The sequence below is a fragment of the Brevibacterium antiquum genome, from assembly GCF_016107655.1.
GTDB classification, from domain to species: domain Bacteria; phylum Actinomycetota; class Actinomycetes; order Actinomycetales; family Brevibacteriaceae; genus Brevibacterium; species Brevibacterium antiquum.
In genome coordinates this window covers 1-17,340 of record NZ_JABASX010000009.1, presented here as the reverse complement: position 1 = coordinate 17,340, position 17,340 = coordinate 1, and the positions used below count along the sequence as shown (strand labels likewise).

Annotated in this window: 13 protein-coding genes; 7 read left to right on the top strand and 6 right to left on the bottom strand. The window is 62.6% G+C overall.

All coding sequences use genetic code 11. The annotated features are described in order from the left end of the window. Positions 1-38: 38 nt before the first annotated feature. Both JFC13_RS14975 and JFC13_RS14970 read right to left on the bottom strand, forming a co-directional pair. Positions 39-1,694, bottom strand: a complete 1,656-nt coding sequence (locus JFC13_RS14975) for a thiamine pyrophosphate-dependent enzyme (RefSeq protein ID WP_198397877.1) — start codon at positions 1,692-1,694, stop codon at positions 39-41. A gap of 72 nt (positions 1,695-1,766) precedes the next feature. Continuing rightward, positions 1,767-3,098 carry an MFS transporter gene (locus JFC13_RS14970; RefSeq protein WP_198397876.1) on the bottom strand — a complete coding sequence of 444 codons (1,332 nt, stop codon included), beginning with the start codon at positions 3,096-3,098 and terminating at the stop codon, positions 1,767-1,769. 184 nt (positions 3,099-3,282) lie between these two features. On the opposite strand from JFC13_RS14970, the gene JFC13_RS14965 reads away from it, so the two are divergent. From JFC13_RS14965 to JFC13_RS14955, 3 genes are all read left to right on the top strand, one after another. Then, entirely contained in the window at positions 3,283-4,452 is a 1,170-nt protein-coding gene (locus tag JFC13_RS14965; RefSeq protein WP_198397875.1) for a helix-turn-helix domain-containing protein, read from the top strand. A 176-nt stretch (positions 4,453-4,628) separates the two neighbouring features. Next, the gene (locus tag JFC13_RS14960) at positions 4,629-4,961 is read left to right on the top strand and encodes an LLM class flavin-dependent oxidoreductase (RefSeq protein WP_198397874.1); all 333 of its coding nucleotides are present in this window, start codon (positions 4,629-4,631) and stop codon (positions 4,959-4,961) included. 341 nt (positions 4,962-5,302) lie between these two features. Further along, positions 5,303-5,563, top strand: coding sequence for a hypothetical protein (locus JFC13_RS14955; protein ID WP_198397873.1), 261 nt, complete (start codon positions 5,303-5,305; stop codon positions 5,561-5,563). A gap of 46 nt (positions 5,564-5,609) precedes the next feature. Here JFC13_RS14955 and JFC13_RS14950 read toward each other — a convergent pair whose 3' ends face one another. Continuing rightward, positions 5,610-5,978 carry a MerR family transcriptional regulator gene (locus JFC13_RS14950; protein WP_198397872.1) on the bottom strand — a complete coding sequence of 123 codons (369 nt, stop codon included), beginning with the start codon at positions 5,976-5,978 and terminating at the stop codon, positions 5,610-5,612. Positions 5,979-6,215: 237 nt separating this feature from the next. Here JFC13_RS14950 and JFC13_RS14945 point away from each other — a divergent pair, with 237 nt between their 5' ends. Continuing rightward, on the top strand, positions 6,216-7,739 hold the full coding sequence (locus JFC13_RS14945) for a SulP family inorganic anion transporter (protein ID WP_332839429.1): 1,524 nt from the start codon (positions 6,216-6,218) through the stop codon (positions 7,737-7,739). A 304-nt stretch (positions 7,740-8,043) separates the two neighbouring features. Here the strand turns inward: JFC13_RS14945 and JFC13_RS14940 are convergent, their stop codons facing one another. Together JFC13_RS14940 and JFC13_RS14935 are read right to left on the bottom strand one after the other, a co-directional pair. Beyond that, on the bottom strand, positions 8,044-9,411 hold the full coding sequence (locus tag JFC13_RS14940; RefSeq protein ID WP_198397871.1) for a copper amine oxidase: 1,368 nt from the start codon (positions 9,409-9,411) through the stop codon (positions 8,044-8,046). Positions 9,412-9,621: 210 nt separating this feature from the next. Continuing rightward, a complete protein-coding gene (locus JFC13_RS14935; protein ID WP_198397870.1) occupies positions 9,622-11,085 on the bottom strand; it encodes a choice-of-anchor G family protein in 1,464 nt (487 codons plus the stop codon). 652 nt (positions 11,086-11,737) lie between these two features. Here JFC13_RS14935 and JFC13_RS14930 point away from each other — a divergent pair. After that, on the top strand, positions 11,738-12,961 hold the full coding sequence (locus JFC13_RS14930) for a PucR family transcriptional regulator (RefSeq protein ID WP_198397869.1): 1,224 nt from the start codon (positions 11,738-11,740) through the stop codon (positions 12,959-12,961). Positions 12,962-12,973: 12 nt separating this feature from the next. Here the strand turns inward: JFC13_RS14930 and JFC13_RS14925 are convergent, their stop codons facing one another. After that, on the bottom strand, positions 12,974-13,963 hold the full coding sequence (locus tag JFC13_RS14925) for a DUF2332 domain-containing protein (RefSeq protein ID WP_232488662.1): 990 nt from the start codon (positions 13,961-13,963) through the stop codon (positions 12,974-12,976). 180 nt (positions 13,964-14,143) lie between these two features. Here JFC13_RS14925 and JFC13_RS14920 point away from each other — a divergent pair, with 180 nt between their 5' ends. Then, on the top strand, positions 14,144-15,511 hold the full coding sequence (locus JFC13_RS14920) for an MFS transporter (RefSeq protein ID WP_232488661.1): 1,368 nt from the start codon (positions 14,144-14,146) through the stop codon (positions 15,509-15,511). A gap of 84 nt (positions 15,512-15,595) precedes the next feature. Beyond that, the gene (locus JFC13_RS14915) at positions 15,596-17,017 is read left to right on the top strand and encodes an FAD-binding oxidoreductase (RefSeq protein WP_198397868.1); all 1,422 of its coding nucleotides are present in this window, start codon (positions 15,596-15,598) and stop codon (positions 17,015-17,017) included. The last annotated feature ends 323 nt before the right edge of the window (positions 17,018-17,340 follow it).

Here is a 17,340-nt window from a genome sequence, read left to right as displayed (position 1 = left end):
CGGGATTGTGGGGACTGTCGTGGATGGTCGGCAAATCGTCAGGCCGGAATCTCGTCGGCAGCCGGGGGCATGAGCTCGGAGTCGATGAGGACGTGGACGAGCGCCGGACCGTCTGCAGCCAGGGCTCGGTCGAGCGCGGCCTCGAAGTCCTCGGTCCGCTCGACTCGTTCGCCGTGCCCGCCGAACGAGGACATCCACACTGCGAAGTCGGGGTTGACCATGCAGGTGCCCGAGGGACGCCCGGGATAGTGCTTGACCTGGTGTTGGACGATTGTGCCGTACACGCCGTTGTCGACGACGATGACCAACGGCTTCGCCCCATGAGCGAAGGCCGTGGCCAGCTCCTGCCCATTCATGAGGAAGTCACCGTCACCGCAGATCGCGACCGCGCGACGCTCTGGAAAGACGAGCGAGGCCGCGACCGCACCGGGAACGGCAAGGCCCATGGCACCGTTGCGGGCGCCGACGAGGCTCGCCGGCTCTAGATGCCGAATGAACCTGTGGCCCCAGATCGTGGCATTGCCGGCTCCGTATGTCAGAACCGCAGAGCCGCCGAGGCGGTCATCGAGGATCCCGAACGCAACCCCGAGATCGACTCCAGTTCGAGGACGGGCACCGGCCACCTCGGCGTCGGGCCTGTGCTCGGCGACCTGAGACTGCACGACTGAACGCGACTCCATCCACGCGTCGTTGCGTCCTCCGCGCAGGTCTGAGGCATCGATCGAGCTCAGAGCCGTGACGAAGCTGCGTGGGGAGGCCAGGATCTGCTGGTCGATGCGCCCGGCATGCTGGGTCGCCTCCGGGTCGAGACCGACGACGACGGTCTCCGCGTCGAAGCCGCGGGTGTAGCCGTCGCTGGCGACATCGGATCGGGTGGCCCCGACGAAGACGAGGAGGTCGGCATCACCGAATCCGGCGGCGACCGCCTCGGTGCGGCCATATCCCAACCATCCGGCCCACGCGGGGCCGGTGTGGGGGACGGCGTCGTAGGCGCGCCAATCGCAGAAGACCGGGATCCCCGCCGAGGCGGCCAGGTCGAGCAATGCCCGCCCATGGCCTTCGTGCCACCCGTCTCCACCGAGGACGAAGGCCGGCTTCTGCGCGGCGGTGAAGCGGGCGCCAAGCGATTCGAGGTCGATGGCCGAGGGCCGAGGTTCGGCGATCGGAGCGGGTGTCGTTGCTGGTGAGTCGGTCAGGCGGACGAGGACGTCCTCTGGCAGACCCACGACCACGGGACCGGGGCGACCGGCTGCGGCGATGCGCAGGGCATCGGCCGTGAGGTCGCCGGCACGGTGCTCGTCGTCGACGATGATGACCTTCTTCGCGGTGGAGGAGAACCACTCGGGCAGGCTGAACTCCTGGAACGATTCCCGGGCGCGGTCCGCGATGGGCACGAGTCCGACGAAGAGGACGAGCGCGGTGGCGTCCTGGTAGGCGGTGTGCACGGAGATCATCGCGTTCGCGGCGCCCGGACCACGGGTGACCATGGCGATTCCGGGCCGCCCCGTCAGCCGTGATTCGGACAGAGCCATGAACCCTGCGCCGCCCTCCTGTCGGCACACGACGGTCTCGATGGGAGAGTCGTAGAGTCCGTCGAGGACGTCGAGGTAGCTTTCGCCGGGGACCGCGTAGATCCGCTCGATTCCGGCGTTCTCCAGGGTGTTGACGATGAGGTGACCGGCCGAGCGGGACATGCGTGGGGGCCCTTTCGTGAAGGTGAGTGCAGATGGGGGCTGGTGGCGGGAGCGCCGGTGCTGCGCCGTCCGTCAGTGCTTGAAACCGGGCAGGTCGACGCTCAGGCGCGGTGCGATGGCTCCGGCGAAGGCCGTGAACAGGGACAGGAAGGCCAGCATCGCGGCGGCCGGCCACCAATGATCGGCAGCTGCGGCGACGAACCCGGTGGCGAGCAGCGGAATGAATCCGGAGATCATGCCGGCGACGTTCTGTGCCAGGGCGACACCGGTGTAGCGAGTGCTGGCCGGGAACAGTCCGGTCATGACGGTGCCCGAGGCGGCGTAGGGCAGTGACAGCGTGCCGACCGCCAGGGTCATCGCGAGGACGACGAGAACCGGGTTCCCGGATGCGAACATGAGGAAGGCAGGAACCGAGACCACCGCCGAGGCGATGCCGCCCCACAGGATGACCTTGCTGGCCCCGAACTTCGTTCCGAGCGCTCCGCCCCAGATGAGGGCGAAGATCTCGACAGCGGCGGCGACCATGCTGCCCAACAGCAGAAGCGAATCGTCGTAGCCGAGGACGTTGACGCCGTACCAGACGCAGAATGCGGTGACGAGGTAGAAGCCGCCGACGCCGAGGAGGGCCGCGGCCATGCCGACGATGATCTGCTTCCAGCTGTCGCGGAAGGTGGTGCGCACGGGGCTCTTCTCGAGCTCGCCGGAATCCTCGAGCTGGCGGAAGACCGGGGATTCTTCGAGGCGGCTGCGGATGTAGACGGCGACGAGGAGGAGCGGGATGGCGGCGAGGAACGGGATGCGCCAGCCCCAGGCGCTGAAGCTGTCCGCCGACAGGATCAGGGTCATGACGAAGAAGCCGCCCGAGGACAGGATCGTGCCGATGGGCGAGCCGATCTGCGGGATTGCGGCGTAGCGTGCGCGCAGGTGAAGCGGGGCGTTCTCGACGACGAGCGTCATAGCGCCAGACCACTCGCCGCCGACGAAGAGTCCCTGCAGGATGCGCAGGAGCACGAGCAGGACAGGTGCCGCGAAGCCGATCGCGGCGTAGGTCGGGAGCGCACCGATGAGGCCGGTGACGATGCCGATGCCCACGATCGTGACCATGAGGACTTGACGGCGGCCGAGCTTGTCGCCGATGCGGCCGAAGATGAGTCCGCCGATGGGACGGGCGGCGAGACCGACGCCGAAGGTTGCGAAGGATGCCAAGGCAGCGGCAGTGGCGTTCTCGCTGGTGAAGTACTGCACGTTGAAGACCAGTGCCGCAGCCGCGCTGAAGAGGAAGAAGTCGTACCATTCGAGCGCGGTGCCGAGGAGGGCGCCGAGCGCGACCTTGTTGGCGTCTTTGACGCTGAGTTCATGAGTTGCGGAGTATTCCGCCGCAGCTGTGGGGTCGGTGTGGCTCATGTTTCTCTCCATCGAGTGCAGGACGGGGTGGCAGGACTGGGTTGCAGGGCATGGTCGGCTAGGGCATTCAACCTGTAACTTAGAACACTACAGAGTGAGATCGCACCATTTCGAGTATATTTTGCCCCGAGATCTCGGTTGCTGATTGTGCATCTGCACAGCCTTCCGCACATAGTCTAGGACGATGCCGCCAACACACGAGAGACAGCTCAAGGACCAGCCGCTGACCGGTGACCGTCAGCGCTGGATCGAACTCCTCGACGCCCTCGATCTCGAGCAGCTCACCGAACGGTTCATGTCCCGAGTCGTCAGGGTGCCAGGCTACGATCCCGCCCCGATTCCGGTCTCGGAGCTGCGGCGGACCGGGTTCGTCTCATTCCAGTCTCTCGTCGAGGGCCTGCGCGCCGGCGGTTTCGACGGCCCGGTTGCGGTGTCCACGGAGGTCGGGGTCTCTCGCGCTCGTGCCGGGATTCCGCTGGAGGCGCTGATGACGGCGATCAGGCACGACTTCAACGTCCTGTGGGAGGCCCTGACCAGGGTCGCGACGCAGGATGATGCGGAGCTCGTCATCCGGCACACCGGGATCGTGCTCTCCACCGTCGACGAATACGTCTCCCAGGTTCAGCGTGCCTACACGGCAGAGCGGGAGCGGATGCGCGAGGAGGAATCCTCCGTCCGGCAGGGACTCATCGCGGGACTCTTCGATGATCTCAACCCGACGGACGAACGCCTGGCCACGATCGCCTCGGCGCTGGGCCTCGACCCGGACGGACCGCTGCTCGTCGTGGCCGCGCACGGTGAGGACACCTCGGCGCTGCGGGTTCTCGTGTCCGACCATGAGCGCGCGGGCGGGACCATGTTCACGCACCACCTCGGCGATGTCCTCATTGCCTTCACCGGGTCATCCGAGCTCTCCGGGTCGCGATTGGAGACGGTCGAACGTCGGCTCGCCGAGGCGCGGGTGGGCCTGGTCAATACCCGGGGAATCGGGTCCCTGCGCAGGTCAGCGCTGACAGCTCGAGATCTGGCGCAGGTGCTCACCGCCGCCGAGGTGGGGGCGATGACCTGGGAGCGCGGGTGGGCCAGATTGGCCGCTCAGGCGCTGAATGCGGCGGGGAACTCCATCGTCACCGACGTCGAACGGGCGCTCGCCGTCTGCGGATCGGGCGAACGTGAGCGCCTCGTCGAGGCCGTGCACACCTACCTGCGCTCGGGGAGCATCGGGGCGAGTGCCGCCGAGCTGTTCTGCCATCGCAATACGGTGGCCAACCGCCTGCGCCGATTCGCCGACCTGACCGGGGTGGACCCGATGATCCCCGCCGAGGCGGCCCGCCTCGTTGTCGGGTGGGCGTGAACGCGATTGCGCTTGGTTGTTGGAGTGACGTCGTTGTTGGAGCGCCGTCACGGAGATGAGGATGCGAGCTCGCCGATGCGTCGGCATGACGGCCGATGTTCAGGCGATGCTGATATGAATTGATGGTTCAACTACTTGAAGTTGGCGCCTCAGTGAGACGTCATGGGGGAGAAATCGTGAGCACACAGACGACACGGCCACTCGATCACCTGGGCTTCATCCATCTGGTTCCCTTCGACCGCAGCCACCCGGCACTGGGGCTGCAGGAGGGCATCGAGCTCTTCAGGTTTGCAGAGGAGCTCGGCCTGGCCAGCGGCTGGGTGCGCACCCGACATATGCAGTACGGTCTGCCGTCTCCGGCGGTGTACTTTGCCGCGCTGGCCCGACATACGGAGCGCATCGGCTTGGGGAGCGCGGTGATCCCGTCGGGCATGAGAACCCCTACCGCCTGGCCGAAGACCTCGCAGTTGCCGATGTGCTCACCGGAGGGCGAGTGCTTCCCGGGCTGAGTGTGCATCCTCCTGCATTCATCGAGGAGGTCAACGATCTGGTCTTCGACGAGGACTGGTGTGGCAGCGATTTCAGCTACCGACGTATCGATCGGCTGAGGGACTTCCTCGCCAGAGTACCCGTCCGCGAGAAGCCGGAGTACCAAGTGTTCGGGGGACATCGATTCCGAGCGCCTCGAACCGTACTCACCAGGGCTCTCGGGCAGGCTCTGGTACGGCGGTGGTTCTCTGAAATCAGCCTCCTGGGCCGGCGATGCCGGAGCTGAAGAATCGGGCGGCGAAGGCCGAGTCAGCATCGCTCTGGTCATCGTCCCCACCGACGGTGCCAGCCCCCCCACCAGGTGAAGAAGTATCGCGACTATGCGGAGGCCAGGACTCCGCGGACGAAGAAGGTCCACGGGAAGAACACGATCATCGCGACTGATGTGCTGGGGTCGAACGAGGAGATCGTCGATCGGCTGCTCAGCGATCCGGCGTTCGGGCAGTCCGATGACTACCTCTTCGAGCTGCCCTTCGAGTTCGAACTCGATGGTTGGAAGCACATCCTCCACCAGCTCGCGACCGAGATCGGACCGAAGCTGGGGTGGACAGCGAAGATGTGAGTGAGTCGGTGTCGGCCGTGTTGGGGCAGTTGCGAGCAGGCGTTCCTCAGCCGAGGCGATGACGGAGGATGCCGAGGAACTCGTCGGCGCGTTCGACCTGGCGGGCGAGTTTCTCACGTCTGGCATCGGCATCGTCGAGCAGTGCCAGCAGTCTGCGCCGAGCCTCGGCTCGTTCCTCCTCGGGAGAGTCGCCCTCCAGGATGTCCAGGTGGGCCAGCAGCTCACCCATCTCGGCAGTGGAATAGCTGAGGGCCTTCATCCGCCGGATCGTCATCAGGCGACGGAAGTCCTCGTCGGTGTAGACGCGGAAACCACCCTCGGTCCTGCCCGTGGCAGGAATGAGCCCGATGTCTTCGTAATGCCGCAGAGTCCGTGAGGACAGTCCTGATTTCTCCGTCATCTCGCCGATGTGCATGCCGTGCACCCTTTCGTCGCCTCCGGTCTCGCTCCAGACCTGTGCCAGCCTCGCTCCGGACTAGTGCCAGCCTCGCTCCGGTCTCACTCCTGGCCTGTGCCGGCCGCAGGAACTGGTTTGCACCAACCTTAACGCAAGGTTAATGTTGGTCGGGAACTCTGACGTGCTGTGAAGGTTCGTGACGACTCCCGGTACCAACTCGTATCCCGTTTTCTTCCTGCCTGTAGGAGCCCCACTGTGTCCACCACCCTGCCCCCAGACACTGCACGGCACACTCCGACACCGGAGGAGCGCCAAAGTGTGCTCCGGACGCTGAAACGGCCCGGTTGGCTCAAGACCGAGATTCTGGGCGGGCTCGTCGTCGGTCTGGCGCTCATCCCCGAAGCGATCGCCTTCTCCGTCATCGCCGGTGTTGACCCGCGATTCGGACTCTTCGCATCATTCACGATGGCTGTGACTGTGGCGATCCTCGGCGGACGACCGGCAATGATCTCTGCGGCGACCGGTGCAGTGGCGCTCGTCATCGCACCCTTGGTGGCCTCGCACGGCACGGACTACTTCATCGCCACAGTCATCCTGGCAGGTCTGATCCAGGTGATACTGGCACTGGTCGGGGTCGCCCGCCTCATGCGATTCATCCCGCGACAAGTCATGGTCGGATTCGTCAACGCCCTGGCCATTCTCATCTTCATGGCCCAGGTGCCCGAACTCTTCGACGTCCCGTGGCTGGTCTACCCACTGTGCCTGCTCGGCCTCATCATCGTCTTCGTCCTCCCGAAGTTCACGTCCATCGTGCCGGCGCCCCTGGTCGCCATCGTCGTCCTGACCCTTCTCGTCGTGCTCTTCGCCTGGGATGTTCCCAATGTGGGTGACAAGGGTCAGCTGCCTGAGTCGCTGCCGACTCTCCTTGTTCCGCAGGTGCCGCTGACACTTGAGACGTTGAAGGTCATCGCCCCCTACGCGGTGGCGATGGCCCTGGTCGGGCTGCTCGAATCACTGATGACGGCCAAACTCGTCGACGATGTCACCGATACCCGTTCGAACAAGACTCGAGAGTCCTGGGCGCAGGGCGTGGCCAACATCGTCACCGGGTTCTTCGGCGGCATGGGCGGCTGCGCGATGATCGGTCAGACCATGATCAACGTGCGTGCTTCGGGGGCTCGGACACGGATCTCGACGTTCTGCGCCGGTGTCTTCCTGCTCATCCTCGTCGTCGTCCTCGGCGACATCGTTGCGCTGATCCCCATGGCCGCACTGGTCGCGGTCATGATCTTCGTTTCCTGGGCGACCTTCGACTGGCACTCCATCCGCCCCAGCACTCTCAAGCGGATGCCGAAGTCAGAGACCACCGTCATGCTGGTCACCGTCATTGCGACTGTCTGGACGAACAATCTGGCGATCGGAGTGATTCTCGGCGTGCTCGTGGCCATGGTCGCCTTCGCCAATCGAGTGGCGCACTTCGTCAGCGTCCACCGTGAGATCGTGGAATCTGACGGACGTCCGAGTGCCCGCTACGCCGTCAACGGTGAACTGTTCTTTGCATCCTCCAACGACCTGTACACGATGTTCGACTACGCCGAAGACCCTGAGCACGTCGTCATCGACATGCATCAGTCCCATCTCTGGGATGCTTCGACGATCGCTGCATTGGACTCTGTGACCGACACGTACGAGCACTATGGAAAGCACGTAGAGATTGTGGGACTCAATGATGCCAGTGCCAGAATACGGGCCCGCCTCGGCGGTCAGGGTCTTTCATAGCTCAGGTTGTGCGGTTCGGCCAGAACGATCGCCATGTAACATTATCAATGTAAATCTGATGTAGTTAATAGATATTAGGACTCCCGAGCGCACGGGAAGCTGCGTGCGCTCAGGAGTTATCGCATTTCCGCTCTGAGGTACTTTCATGCGATTGCCAAGTAGCTAATATGCTAAGTCAGCAAAATCAGCCTACCTTGTAACGCTATTTACCCGCAATGCTAATCTCGCTCCTCAAGACGAGTTTGCCAGGCAAATCAGCAGTCCCCTCAGGGGCATTTTCCATTTTCTACTAAACAGTAGCTAATCAATTCGTCGGTTCCTGATTCCATTCGGAGTCGGGAACACCATTCACTTCTTCATGCCCTTCGGGAATGTCGAATCGTTGCGCGGTGAGATCACGAGGGAGCAGTTTGAATCCCTGCCAGTGCATCTCCATGGGCGACTGCTCTTCATCACGGGGGACATGATGGAATCCGACAGCGACCCACGACACGACGTCGTCGAGCTTCTGACCCTTGCCGTCATCGACGAACTCAGGGACCCCACGGCCGCAATCGCCCCGATTGTTCGTCGCATACTGTTCGCATTCGTTGAAGTTCGTGAAGCCGACGTCGTACCCGGGCTCTTCCTCGTGTGAGTGGGCATGTTCGACGTCATCGACGAACTCGAATGAGTCCGACTTTCCGGTATCGATCTCGTAGGAGATGGGATGGCCGTCGTCGTTGAGCACATCCGGTTTGAGGACTCGCCACCAACGGCGGTCCTTCCATCGTGCGAGAGCCGGGTGCTCGATATCCTTGAGCTTTCCGGTCATGATCGGTGATTCCGGTCCGGATTCGCCCGTCGGCGTGGCGTCGAACTGCTGCGCCTTCATTCCGCCTTCGCCTCCGAGTCCCCAACGGACCTTCCAGACCGCGTTATGCGAATGACTAGCCGCATGTTCATCGTCTCCGACGTCCCAGCCGTGGTTCTTGTCCGTGTAGTCGGCAGGCGAGAGGTCGCCGGTTGCCCCGAGCTGCACGTCGATGGATCCATCCGAGCCGAATGTGTACTGAGAGACGTACTCATACCAGCCCACCCGCGAAATCGTCGACAGTCGCAGAGCGTTCTTTCGGTCGGAGGCTGGTGCCACGAGATCGCTCGAATGATAGGCGAGTCCGTCGTCGATGACCTCGGTGCACAGGACATTGCGTGTCTCGCTGTCTCCGTACTTGCCGTCGCCGATCTTCGGGATCTCCATCGAGTTCAGGTCTCCCGCACAGGCATCGGCCTTCAGCGTCTTCATCTTGCGGCCGCCGAAGCCGGCTGCAGTGATATCCGATGTATTGCGCTTTCCGGTGTCGTACGGGACCTCCAGTTGAGCGATGGAGGCAGAATCGATGATTCTGATCGGGTCCTTTCCGGGAGGTGCGATGAAGACTTCGGAAAGACTGAGGCCGAAATCGGGATGGACACCCCAGCACATCGTCCAGGTCGCTCCGCTGGATAGGGTCTGCGAGATCTTCTTCGCGGGCTCCTTGCAGCTGCTGGAGGCGACTGCAGAGGAATCCGCAGTCTTCGCATCTTTGGGTGAGGTGTCACCTCGAGTGCACGCCGAGACGAAGAGGATGAGACAGAGTCCTCCTGCCAGGATCTGCAACAGACGTCTGTTCGTGTAGGCATGTCTACTCAAGGTTGTTCAGCTCGTCTTTCCCGGCGGAATCTGATGGACAAATGGGAGTGGTGGCGGCACATGAAATGTGTCGCCACCACCCGGGTGCTCATCGCGGAATGAGCGTCATGCATTCGCTGTGTTCGCCGCATTCGCTGTGTTCGTGAACGCGTGTGCTGCATCTTTGTCGACTGCGATGGCTGGCATCGCGATCAGCAGCTGTCGGGAGTCTCACAGGCCAGGGAACAGATTGCGTGGGTCGAACATCGACCTGTCGCTGTGCGGCTCGACCGGTCCCGGCTTGACGGCGTCTGCTGACTCGCCACAAGGATCGGTGCGGACTCCAGCGTTGCCGAAGCCCATCCGTGACTTGCCACCGGCAACGCCGAGGCTCAGCGCGGAGACGTCCACGCCGCTGACGACCTTTTCACCGTCGGCGGTCTTGCACTCAGTTGTCTCCTGGTGGTTGATCTGCAGCGAAACGAGGTTATCAGCCAGCAGCTCGAGGAATGGATCAACTGCCGCGCGAATCGGGACCGTCATCATGTCGGTCTTGATCGTGGTGAACGCCTTGTACAGCAGGCCTGATGGGTCCGAGAGTTTGTCATAGATCGGGCCGGTTACGGTCTTCATCGAGTTCATCACGGTGTCGATCGTCGTGCAGGACACCGATCCCGTTGCGCCCGACGGTTTGCAGTCGTAGTTGCTGACCTTTCCGGTGAGGTCCATGTCCCATCCGGCGGTGGTTCCATCGAGGGCAGTGATATCAACGTTCACTTTCGCGCTGCGCAGCGATTCGATCGCTGTGTCCACTGCGACGTCGATGACTTTCTCAATGGCGTCGTGAATGCTGCTGGCGATGAGCGGGTATGTCTCATCGTCGATCAGCTCGGAGTTCGGGTCCTGATTGTTGATTCCGACCGGACGATCGGTCACTCCGTCGTCGTTGCCGCCGAGGCGGGCGAGGTCGACCTCCACCGAGCCTTTTCCAAGGTCGATCGTGGCGAGTCCGTCATCGGTCTTGATCGGTTCACGCAGGATCGCATCGAGAACGTCTTCCTCGATGTTGGAGGTGACGGTCGTGTCGACCTTCATTCCCGGGAGGGCTTTGCCGAGTCCGAGCGCATCGTTGACCTTGTCGGCCACTTCGTCTTCCATCTGACCTGCAGCGTCCGACACTCCGTCGCCGGCATCTTCGATGGCGGGGGAGTGGAGATTGAGCTTTGCGTCACCGACGCGGTACTGTCCGTATCCGCCGACACCGTCTGGATCCTGGAGCTCGCCGTCAACTGCTTCGACCCAGGCACCGCCGAAACCGAAGTTCAAGTCTGCCTGGTCGATGAGTCCGTCGGTGACATCAGACTTTCCGGTGGCATCGACCAGCGAAAGGAGGTCGACGCTCGCGGTGCCGAAGTCGCTGTCTTTGCCGTCGAGTGTGAGTCCACCGTCGGCGCCGACGATTCCTGTGACGGACTTACCGTTTTTGGAGTCGGCAGCGGTGGATTCGCTGTGGATGGCGCCGGCTTCACCGAAGCTGAGGAAATCATCGAGCGGGATCTCGTAGCCTGCACCGAAATCGACGACCTCGTCGGCGCCGATGGCGCCGTTGAAGGCTTCGCGGTTCGGGCCCGGATCCGATTCGGATGCGGCCTTGGACTTACCCAGTGCGACAAGTTCTTTCGAGTCTAGAGTCATGCCTGCGACACTGGCTCCGGCTTCCGTCGGCTCATCGGCTTTGACGTCCTGTGCCGATACCGCGGTCGAGGCCAACAATGTTCCCGCGACTCCGACAGCCAGGCCAGGCAGAATTCGCCTGAGAGCCGTCTTTCTCTTTCGACGACCATCGTGGGGACGTGATTGCACGTGGTGAGACACGAATTTACCTCCAAAGTACCGCTCGTTGTTTGGACCGCTCCCTCAGATGTCGGCATATGCACCAACGAGCGTTACCCACAGGACATACTTCCGAAACGCTCAGGCCGTGTCCAGAGATTTTGAGAGTTCTATTGAACTTTGACACGAAGAACAAGCCTGGTTGTGATGTGCAACAATTGCTGGATAGCGACAGGAGATCTGAGGTTTTGCGTCATAGTTGATCGCTTTTTTACTGATCGATCCGCGTGAAGCGAGGTATTTTCATGATCGTCCTTACGGTGGTTTCTTCGTTGCGGAAATTACGTACACAGATAACGGCGCTTTTCCACGAGAAATCAAGGTGAATTGTCCTTTGGGCGAATATGACGGTAACGAGGATCATGCGTGCATGGCTAGCTTGAAACTTGTACTATCGGTACACATCGGTTGGACGCGAGGTTGAGGAATGGGTACAGGGTTGCACCTTTCAGAGATGAGCCGGCCGGCGGGAGCGCTGACGATGTCGGATGCCGATCAACTCGTGTATTGGGCTGATTCGCAGATGCCGCGCATTGTCAGGGATGCCCACGACATGATTCTCGAGCGAATTCCGCTCTACGAGCGCGCAGATCCGCTTCTTCAGAAGGACCTTCATCGATCGATCGAGGACAACCTGAGGGCCGCGGTCAACGCGATGAACCACTGTCACGACACGTTGCAGATGACGGCGCCCCATGAGACAGGCAGACATCGAGCCCAGCAGGGGATTCCTCTGGCCGAGATCCTGCAGGCGAACCATCTGAGCTTCGGCGTTCTGTGGGGCGCGCTGGTCGAGGCGGCGAAGCCTGGAGGCGATTGTGAAGCCCCGGAGGCCATCTTCGCTGTGGCAACTCGACTGTGGTCAGTCGCGGATGCGCACGCATCGGCGTTGACTGATTCCTATCGGGCGGCATCGGCTGAGCTTCTCGCCGAAGAGGGGCGCCGACGCTCGGCTCTGGTCGAGTCGCTGCTCGCAGGACGGCCGAGTCCGGATTGCAGCTCCTGGGAGATGGCCACATTGCTCGGCCTGGCCCCGGGGGCGGATCTCATCGTGGTTGCCGTCGACAAACGTCACCAGGCAGGCGGAGATCTGGCCGACGTGGAACGGAAGCTTGCGGACCGAGGCATTGTCTCCGGGTGGCAGCGGACGCCGACGCTGCAGCTCGGAGTTGTGTCACTGCACTCCGAGCAGCACGAAGCTGCTCTGGGTGTTCTGAGAAGCATTGCGGTACGTGCAGGAGTGAGCCCGCCATACAGGGCGCTGGCTGAGACGCCGCGTGCTCTGCAGCTGGCACGTACAGCTCTGTCGACATTGCGACCAGGTCAGACAGAGGTGCGCGAGTTCAGTTCGAGTCCTTTGGCTGCGCTCCTCGCATGTGAGCCGAATGAGGGTCGCCGGCTGGCCTATGAGGTGCTCAGCGGGGTCTTGGAACTGCCTGCCTCGGACCGGTCGATGATGCTCGACACGCTCGTTGCCTATTTCGACAATGAGGGGTCGGCCGAGCGCGCCGCAGAACAGCTGTACTGCCACTCCAACACGGTTCGTTATCGACTCCGCCGTGTGCACGAACTCACGGGACGCTCGCTGAAGGATCCGCTGTGCTTAGCGGAGCTCGTCAGCGCGGTGTTCTCACTGCGAATGTGCAAGCTGTATACGGCCAGTTCGTCGATTGCCTGAAGAGCAAGTTCGTCAGCCCAGTCCCTCGAAGCTCTGCCCGTGCGGCCCGGTCAGTGCAATCGCCTGTCCGTTGACAGCGAGTACGAATCGTCCGTCGGTTTCGCGGTCAAGCTGAGTTCCGATATCGGGCAGTACCCCGCCTCCCTCATTGCTGATCCACACGACGTCATCACGCGATCGCATGAGAGCGGCGAAGCTTTCGCGTTCGGCCGGTTCGACATAGGCGAGCACTGCGCTGTGGAATACGACCTTCTGCGTACCTGCGGGAGCCTCGGCCACCAGGCCTTCCACAGTCTCGAGCAGATCGCCCGGCACCAGCCTCGGCGGGTCAGCGGACACAAGGGCGACCGCGGCACTCAGACGATCCCGGCGCAGTCGGTGCTCAGGCCAGATCAGCGCGTGTAGCCATTCCTGCTGGTCACTGTCGGTGATGTCGATGGGATTGAGATCGATTCCGGCTCGCCACGCGACCTCGGGGATCTGCTCGGGAGGCGTTGCATTCGTCATTTCGCAGGTGAGTTCGACAGTGCTCGGGGCGGCCTCGGGGTGAAGGGCCAGCGACCCAGACTCTGTGGTGTAGATGTAGCTGTAACGGTCGGGGTATAGGCACAGGCCCGCCGAGGCGCCGACCTCGATGAGGGAGATCGGCCCCTCGATCCGCGCAAGTGCCGGCAGCAGCACGGCGCACCTGCCGGCTTCGTTCGTCTGGGTCGAGCGCGCAAGCATCAGGTCCCGGGTCACGCCCCAGTGCGCAAGCAGCCACGTCCGCAGTGACGGGTAGTCACCCTCACCGGCGCCGAGGTGGCGGGCAGCTGCGAAGAGAAGGTTGGCCTGACGCTTGGGCTTGGGCAGTTCGAGGAGCAGTTCGATGATCTCCTCGTCCTCCGCTACGCCTGCGGCCCATGCGGCGTAGATCGGTGAGGTGCCGCTCGCTTCGAATCGGGAGAACTTCCGATAGTAGTCACGCAGGGAATCGGCATCGAGCTCGGTCATCGGCTGCATGGTGCGTCCTCCTCTGGTTCTTGGGGTCAATCCTAGGCCCGGCAGTCGTCAGCACCTGCGTCCCGATATTCGGCACTTTGGAGCCGATCTCTAGGATCCTGAGCGAAAGCTGACGTAATGTGTTCGACGTAGTGTGCCGAGAGCCGTCACCGCGGCTTCAGCCTGATCGAGGGAGATCACATGTCATCCGAGGTGAACCCACCTGTGAGCCAGCAGCCGTCGAGCGATTCAGCAATGGAGAAGCGGACCCTGAGGAAGGTCACTCTTCGGCTGATTCCGTTCATCATCGCGATGTACTTCATCAACTACCTCGACCGCACCAATCTCGGCATCGCGGGCCCTGGTGGCATGAACGAAGACCTCGCGATGACGGCCACTCAGTTCGGTTTCGCGGCGGGCATCTTCTTCTTCGGCTACCTCCTCCTCGAGGTGCCGTCGAACCTTGCGCTGCACAAGTTCGGCGCTCGGATCTGGCTCGCCCGGATTCTCATCAGTTGGGGCATCGTGGCCGCGGCGATGGCGTTTGTGCCCAGCCACGGATGGCTCTACTTCCTGCGCTTCCTCCTCGGAGTCGCCGAGGCGGGATTCTTCCCGGGCGTCATCCTCTACCTCACGTACTGGTTCCCATCATCGATGCGGGCCCGGGCCACCGCGCTGTTCATGCTCGCGATCCCGCTCTCCAGCGTCATCGGCTCCCCATTGTCCTCGTGGCTGATCTCGAGCGGCAACTCGATCTTCGCGAACTTCGCCGGCTGGCGCTTCATGTTCATCGTCGAAGGCGTGCCTGCGGTCCTGCTCGGCATCATGTGCATCTTCTACCTCACCGACCACCCACGCGACGCCAAATGGCTGACTTCCGAGGAGCGGAACTGGCTGCAGTCGACAATGGACGCCGAGGAGAAGGGTAAGTCCGAGACCTTCCACTACCCGGTCCGCCGTTCCCTTCTGCAGCCACGTGTGTGGGCGCTGTCCTTCGTCTACTTCGGCATGGTCTACGGCCTCTACGCGATGAGCTTCTTCCTGCCGACCATCATCTCCGGCTTCCAGGAGACCTTTGGCGTCGAATACTCGATCGTCGAGATCGGCTTCATCACCGCGATCCCCTATGTCTTCGGTGCCTTCGCCATGTACTTCTGGTCCCGTCACGGGGACAGGACGAACGAACGTGTCTGGCACGTCGCGATCCCGCTCTTCATCGGCGGCGTCACGATCCCGATCGCCCTGTACCTGAGCTCGCCGTTCACCACGATGATCGCCGTGACCCTCACCTGCATGGCGATCTGCGCCGCCCTTCCGACCTTCTGGCCCCTGCCACAGACCTTCCTCGCCGGCGCCGGAGCTGCCGCAGGACTCGCGCTCATCAATTCGCTGGGCAACTCGGCCGGATTCTTCGCGCCCTACATCACTGGCGGACTCGCCGAGCTCACCGGAACTCAGAACGCGGGCATGTGGGTCGTCGGCGCCGCCATGGTCGCCGCCGGAATCGTCACCCTCATCCTCAAGGCCGCTCCCGCGCCCGATAAGGTGAATCCGGAGATGGCGAAGTAGGTGCGAACACACACCCGATCGTCATCAGAAGACAGTCGCCGAGGCGGTCGTGACCACCCCGGCCGTTCCGTTCGGAAGGACGTCATGACAGTACAGGACCAGACCGCAGTCGGTGCGGCCGAACTCGATGCGCTCGCGGCACGGTTGAGTGAGGGGACGCTGACGACGGATCCCGACGTCATCGAAGCCCACGCCCGCGACGAAGCTCTGTTCTGCCCCCACGAAGGGGCGATCGCTCTGGTCAGGGCCACCTCGGCGACCGATGTGCAGGAGGTCATGCGCTTCGCGACGGAGCACGGCGTCCCCGTCGTCCCGCAGGGTGCTCGGTCGGGGATCTCAGGTGGGGCGAACGGCTCACCAGGGGCGATCCTGCTCAACGTCTCGCGCATGAAGGACGTCGTGTCCGTCGATGAGGCCGAACGGCTCGTCACCGTCCAGCCCGGCATCATCAACCAGGACCTGAAGGATCACCTCGCACCCTTCGGCCTGTCCTACCCACCCGATCCGGGTTCGGTCGCGTTGTCGTCGATCGGCGGCAACATCGCCACCAATGCGGGTGGCCTGTGCTGCGTGAAATATGGCGTGACCAGGGATTACGTTCGTAGCCTCACGGTGGTTCTGGCCGATGGCACGCTCACGAAGTTAGGCCCGCAGACAGCCAAGGGTGTCGCCGGGCTCGACATGCGCCACCTGTTCGTCGGCTCCGAGGGCACGCTGGGCATCGTCGTCGAGGCGACCCTGCGCCTGATCCCGAAGCTGCCCGATCCATTCACCGCCGTCGCGACCTTCCCCGACGAGCGCTCCGGCCTCCAGACCGTGGCGGACTTCATGGCCGCCGGGGGTGTGCCGAGTCTGCTGGAGTTCCTCGATTCGTCGAGCCTGAAGATGCTCAACGGGTTCGGCGACTTCGGCCTCGACTCAGATGCCGGATCGATGCTCATCATGCAGGTCGACCAGAATCCTGCGGATTCCGAAGCAGTTATGGCCCAGTTCGCCGAGGTGGCCGAAGCCTGCGGTGCCCTCGACGTCGCGTACTCCGACGATCCGAGCGACTCGGCGGCGCTCATCGCTGCACGGCGGATGATCCAGCCCGCCTACGAGAAGTTCGCCAATGCTCACGGCGGAGGCCAGCTGCTCGACGATGTGTGTCTGCCACGTGTGGCGATGCCTGAGTTCTGCGACCGGCTGAAAGAGCTGCAGGAGTCATCTGGCCTGATGATCGCCCTGGTGGCCCATGCTGGTGACGGCAATACTCACCCCTCGGTGTTCTTCGATGCCAGCGACGTGGAGCAGACTGCTAAGGCGCAGGAGATCTTCGGCGAGATCATGCGCATCGGCCTCGAGTTGGGCGGCACGATCACCGGTGAACATGGTGTGGGCTTCCTCAAACGCGATTGGCTCAACAACGAGCTCGACGAGGGCTCGAGGCGGATCCAGATCGCTGTGAAGAATGCTCTTGACCCCCAGGGGATCCTCAACCCAGGGAAGATGCTCAGCGCGATCTGAGAGGGCTGCATTGAGCTGAGGCGGCCAGCTTTCGGCGTCGAGTCGCGACATCGTGATCACACGATGTCGCGACTCATTTTTGTGTGATCAGCGTTCTGTCGGGCTGAAATTTTTTCCGACGTTCTGGTTTCAGGTCTCCGACTTTCGTGGGGTGATTGTCGTTCTACCCTCTGACCTGGGGCTTTGTGGGAGCATTCAGTTTCTGGGTCAGCAATTGATACGAGAATGGAAGAATGAACGAACTGAAATCGAAACTCAGGGTGCAATTGGGTGAAATGAATGTATAATTAAGGGAAGAGCAACGACGATGTTGGCGAATGGAC

What these genes read in the sequence shown, in the direction of transcription:
- JFC13_RS14975 (WP_198397877.1), bottom strand. Translation starts at nt 1,694, where the DNA reads ATGTCCCGCTCGGCCGGTCACCTCATCGTCAACACCCTGGAGAACGCC.
- JFC13_RS14970 (WP_198397876.1), bottom strand. Translation starts at nt 3,098, where the DNA reads ATGAGCCACACCGACCCCACAGCTGCGGCGGAATACTCCGCAACTCAT.
- JFC13_RS14965 (WP_198397875.1), top strand. Translation starts at nt 3,283, where the DNA reads ATGCCGCCAACACACGAGAGACAGCTCAAGGACCAGCCGCTGACCGGT.
- JFC13_RS14950 (WP_198397872.1), bottom strand. Translation starts at nt 5,978, where the DNA reads ATGCACATCGGCGAGATGACGGAGAAATCAGGACTGTCCTCACGGACT.
- JFC13_RS14935 (WP_198397870.1), bottom strand. Translation starts at nt 11,085, where the DNA reads ATGACTCTAGACTCGAAAGAACTTGTCGCACTGGGTAAGTCCAAGGCC.
- JFC13_RS14930 (WP_198397869.1), top strand. Translation starts at nt 11,738, where the DNA reads ATGAGCCGGCCGGCGGGAGCGCTGACGATGTCGGATGCCGATCAACTC.
- JFC13_RS14925 (WP_232488662.1), bottom strand. Translation starts at nt 13,963, where the DNA reads ATGCAGCCGATGACCGAGCTCGATGCCGATTCCCTGCGTGACTACTAT.
- JFC13_RS14920 (WP_232488661.1), top strand. Translation starts at nt 14,144, where the DNA reads ATGTCATCCGAGGTGAACCCACCTGTGAGCCAGCAGCCGTCGAGCGAT.
- JFC13_RS14915 (WP_198397868.1), top strand. Translation starts at nt 15,596, where the DNA reads ATGACAGTACAGGACCAGACCGCAGTCGGTGCGGCCGAACTCGATGCG.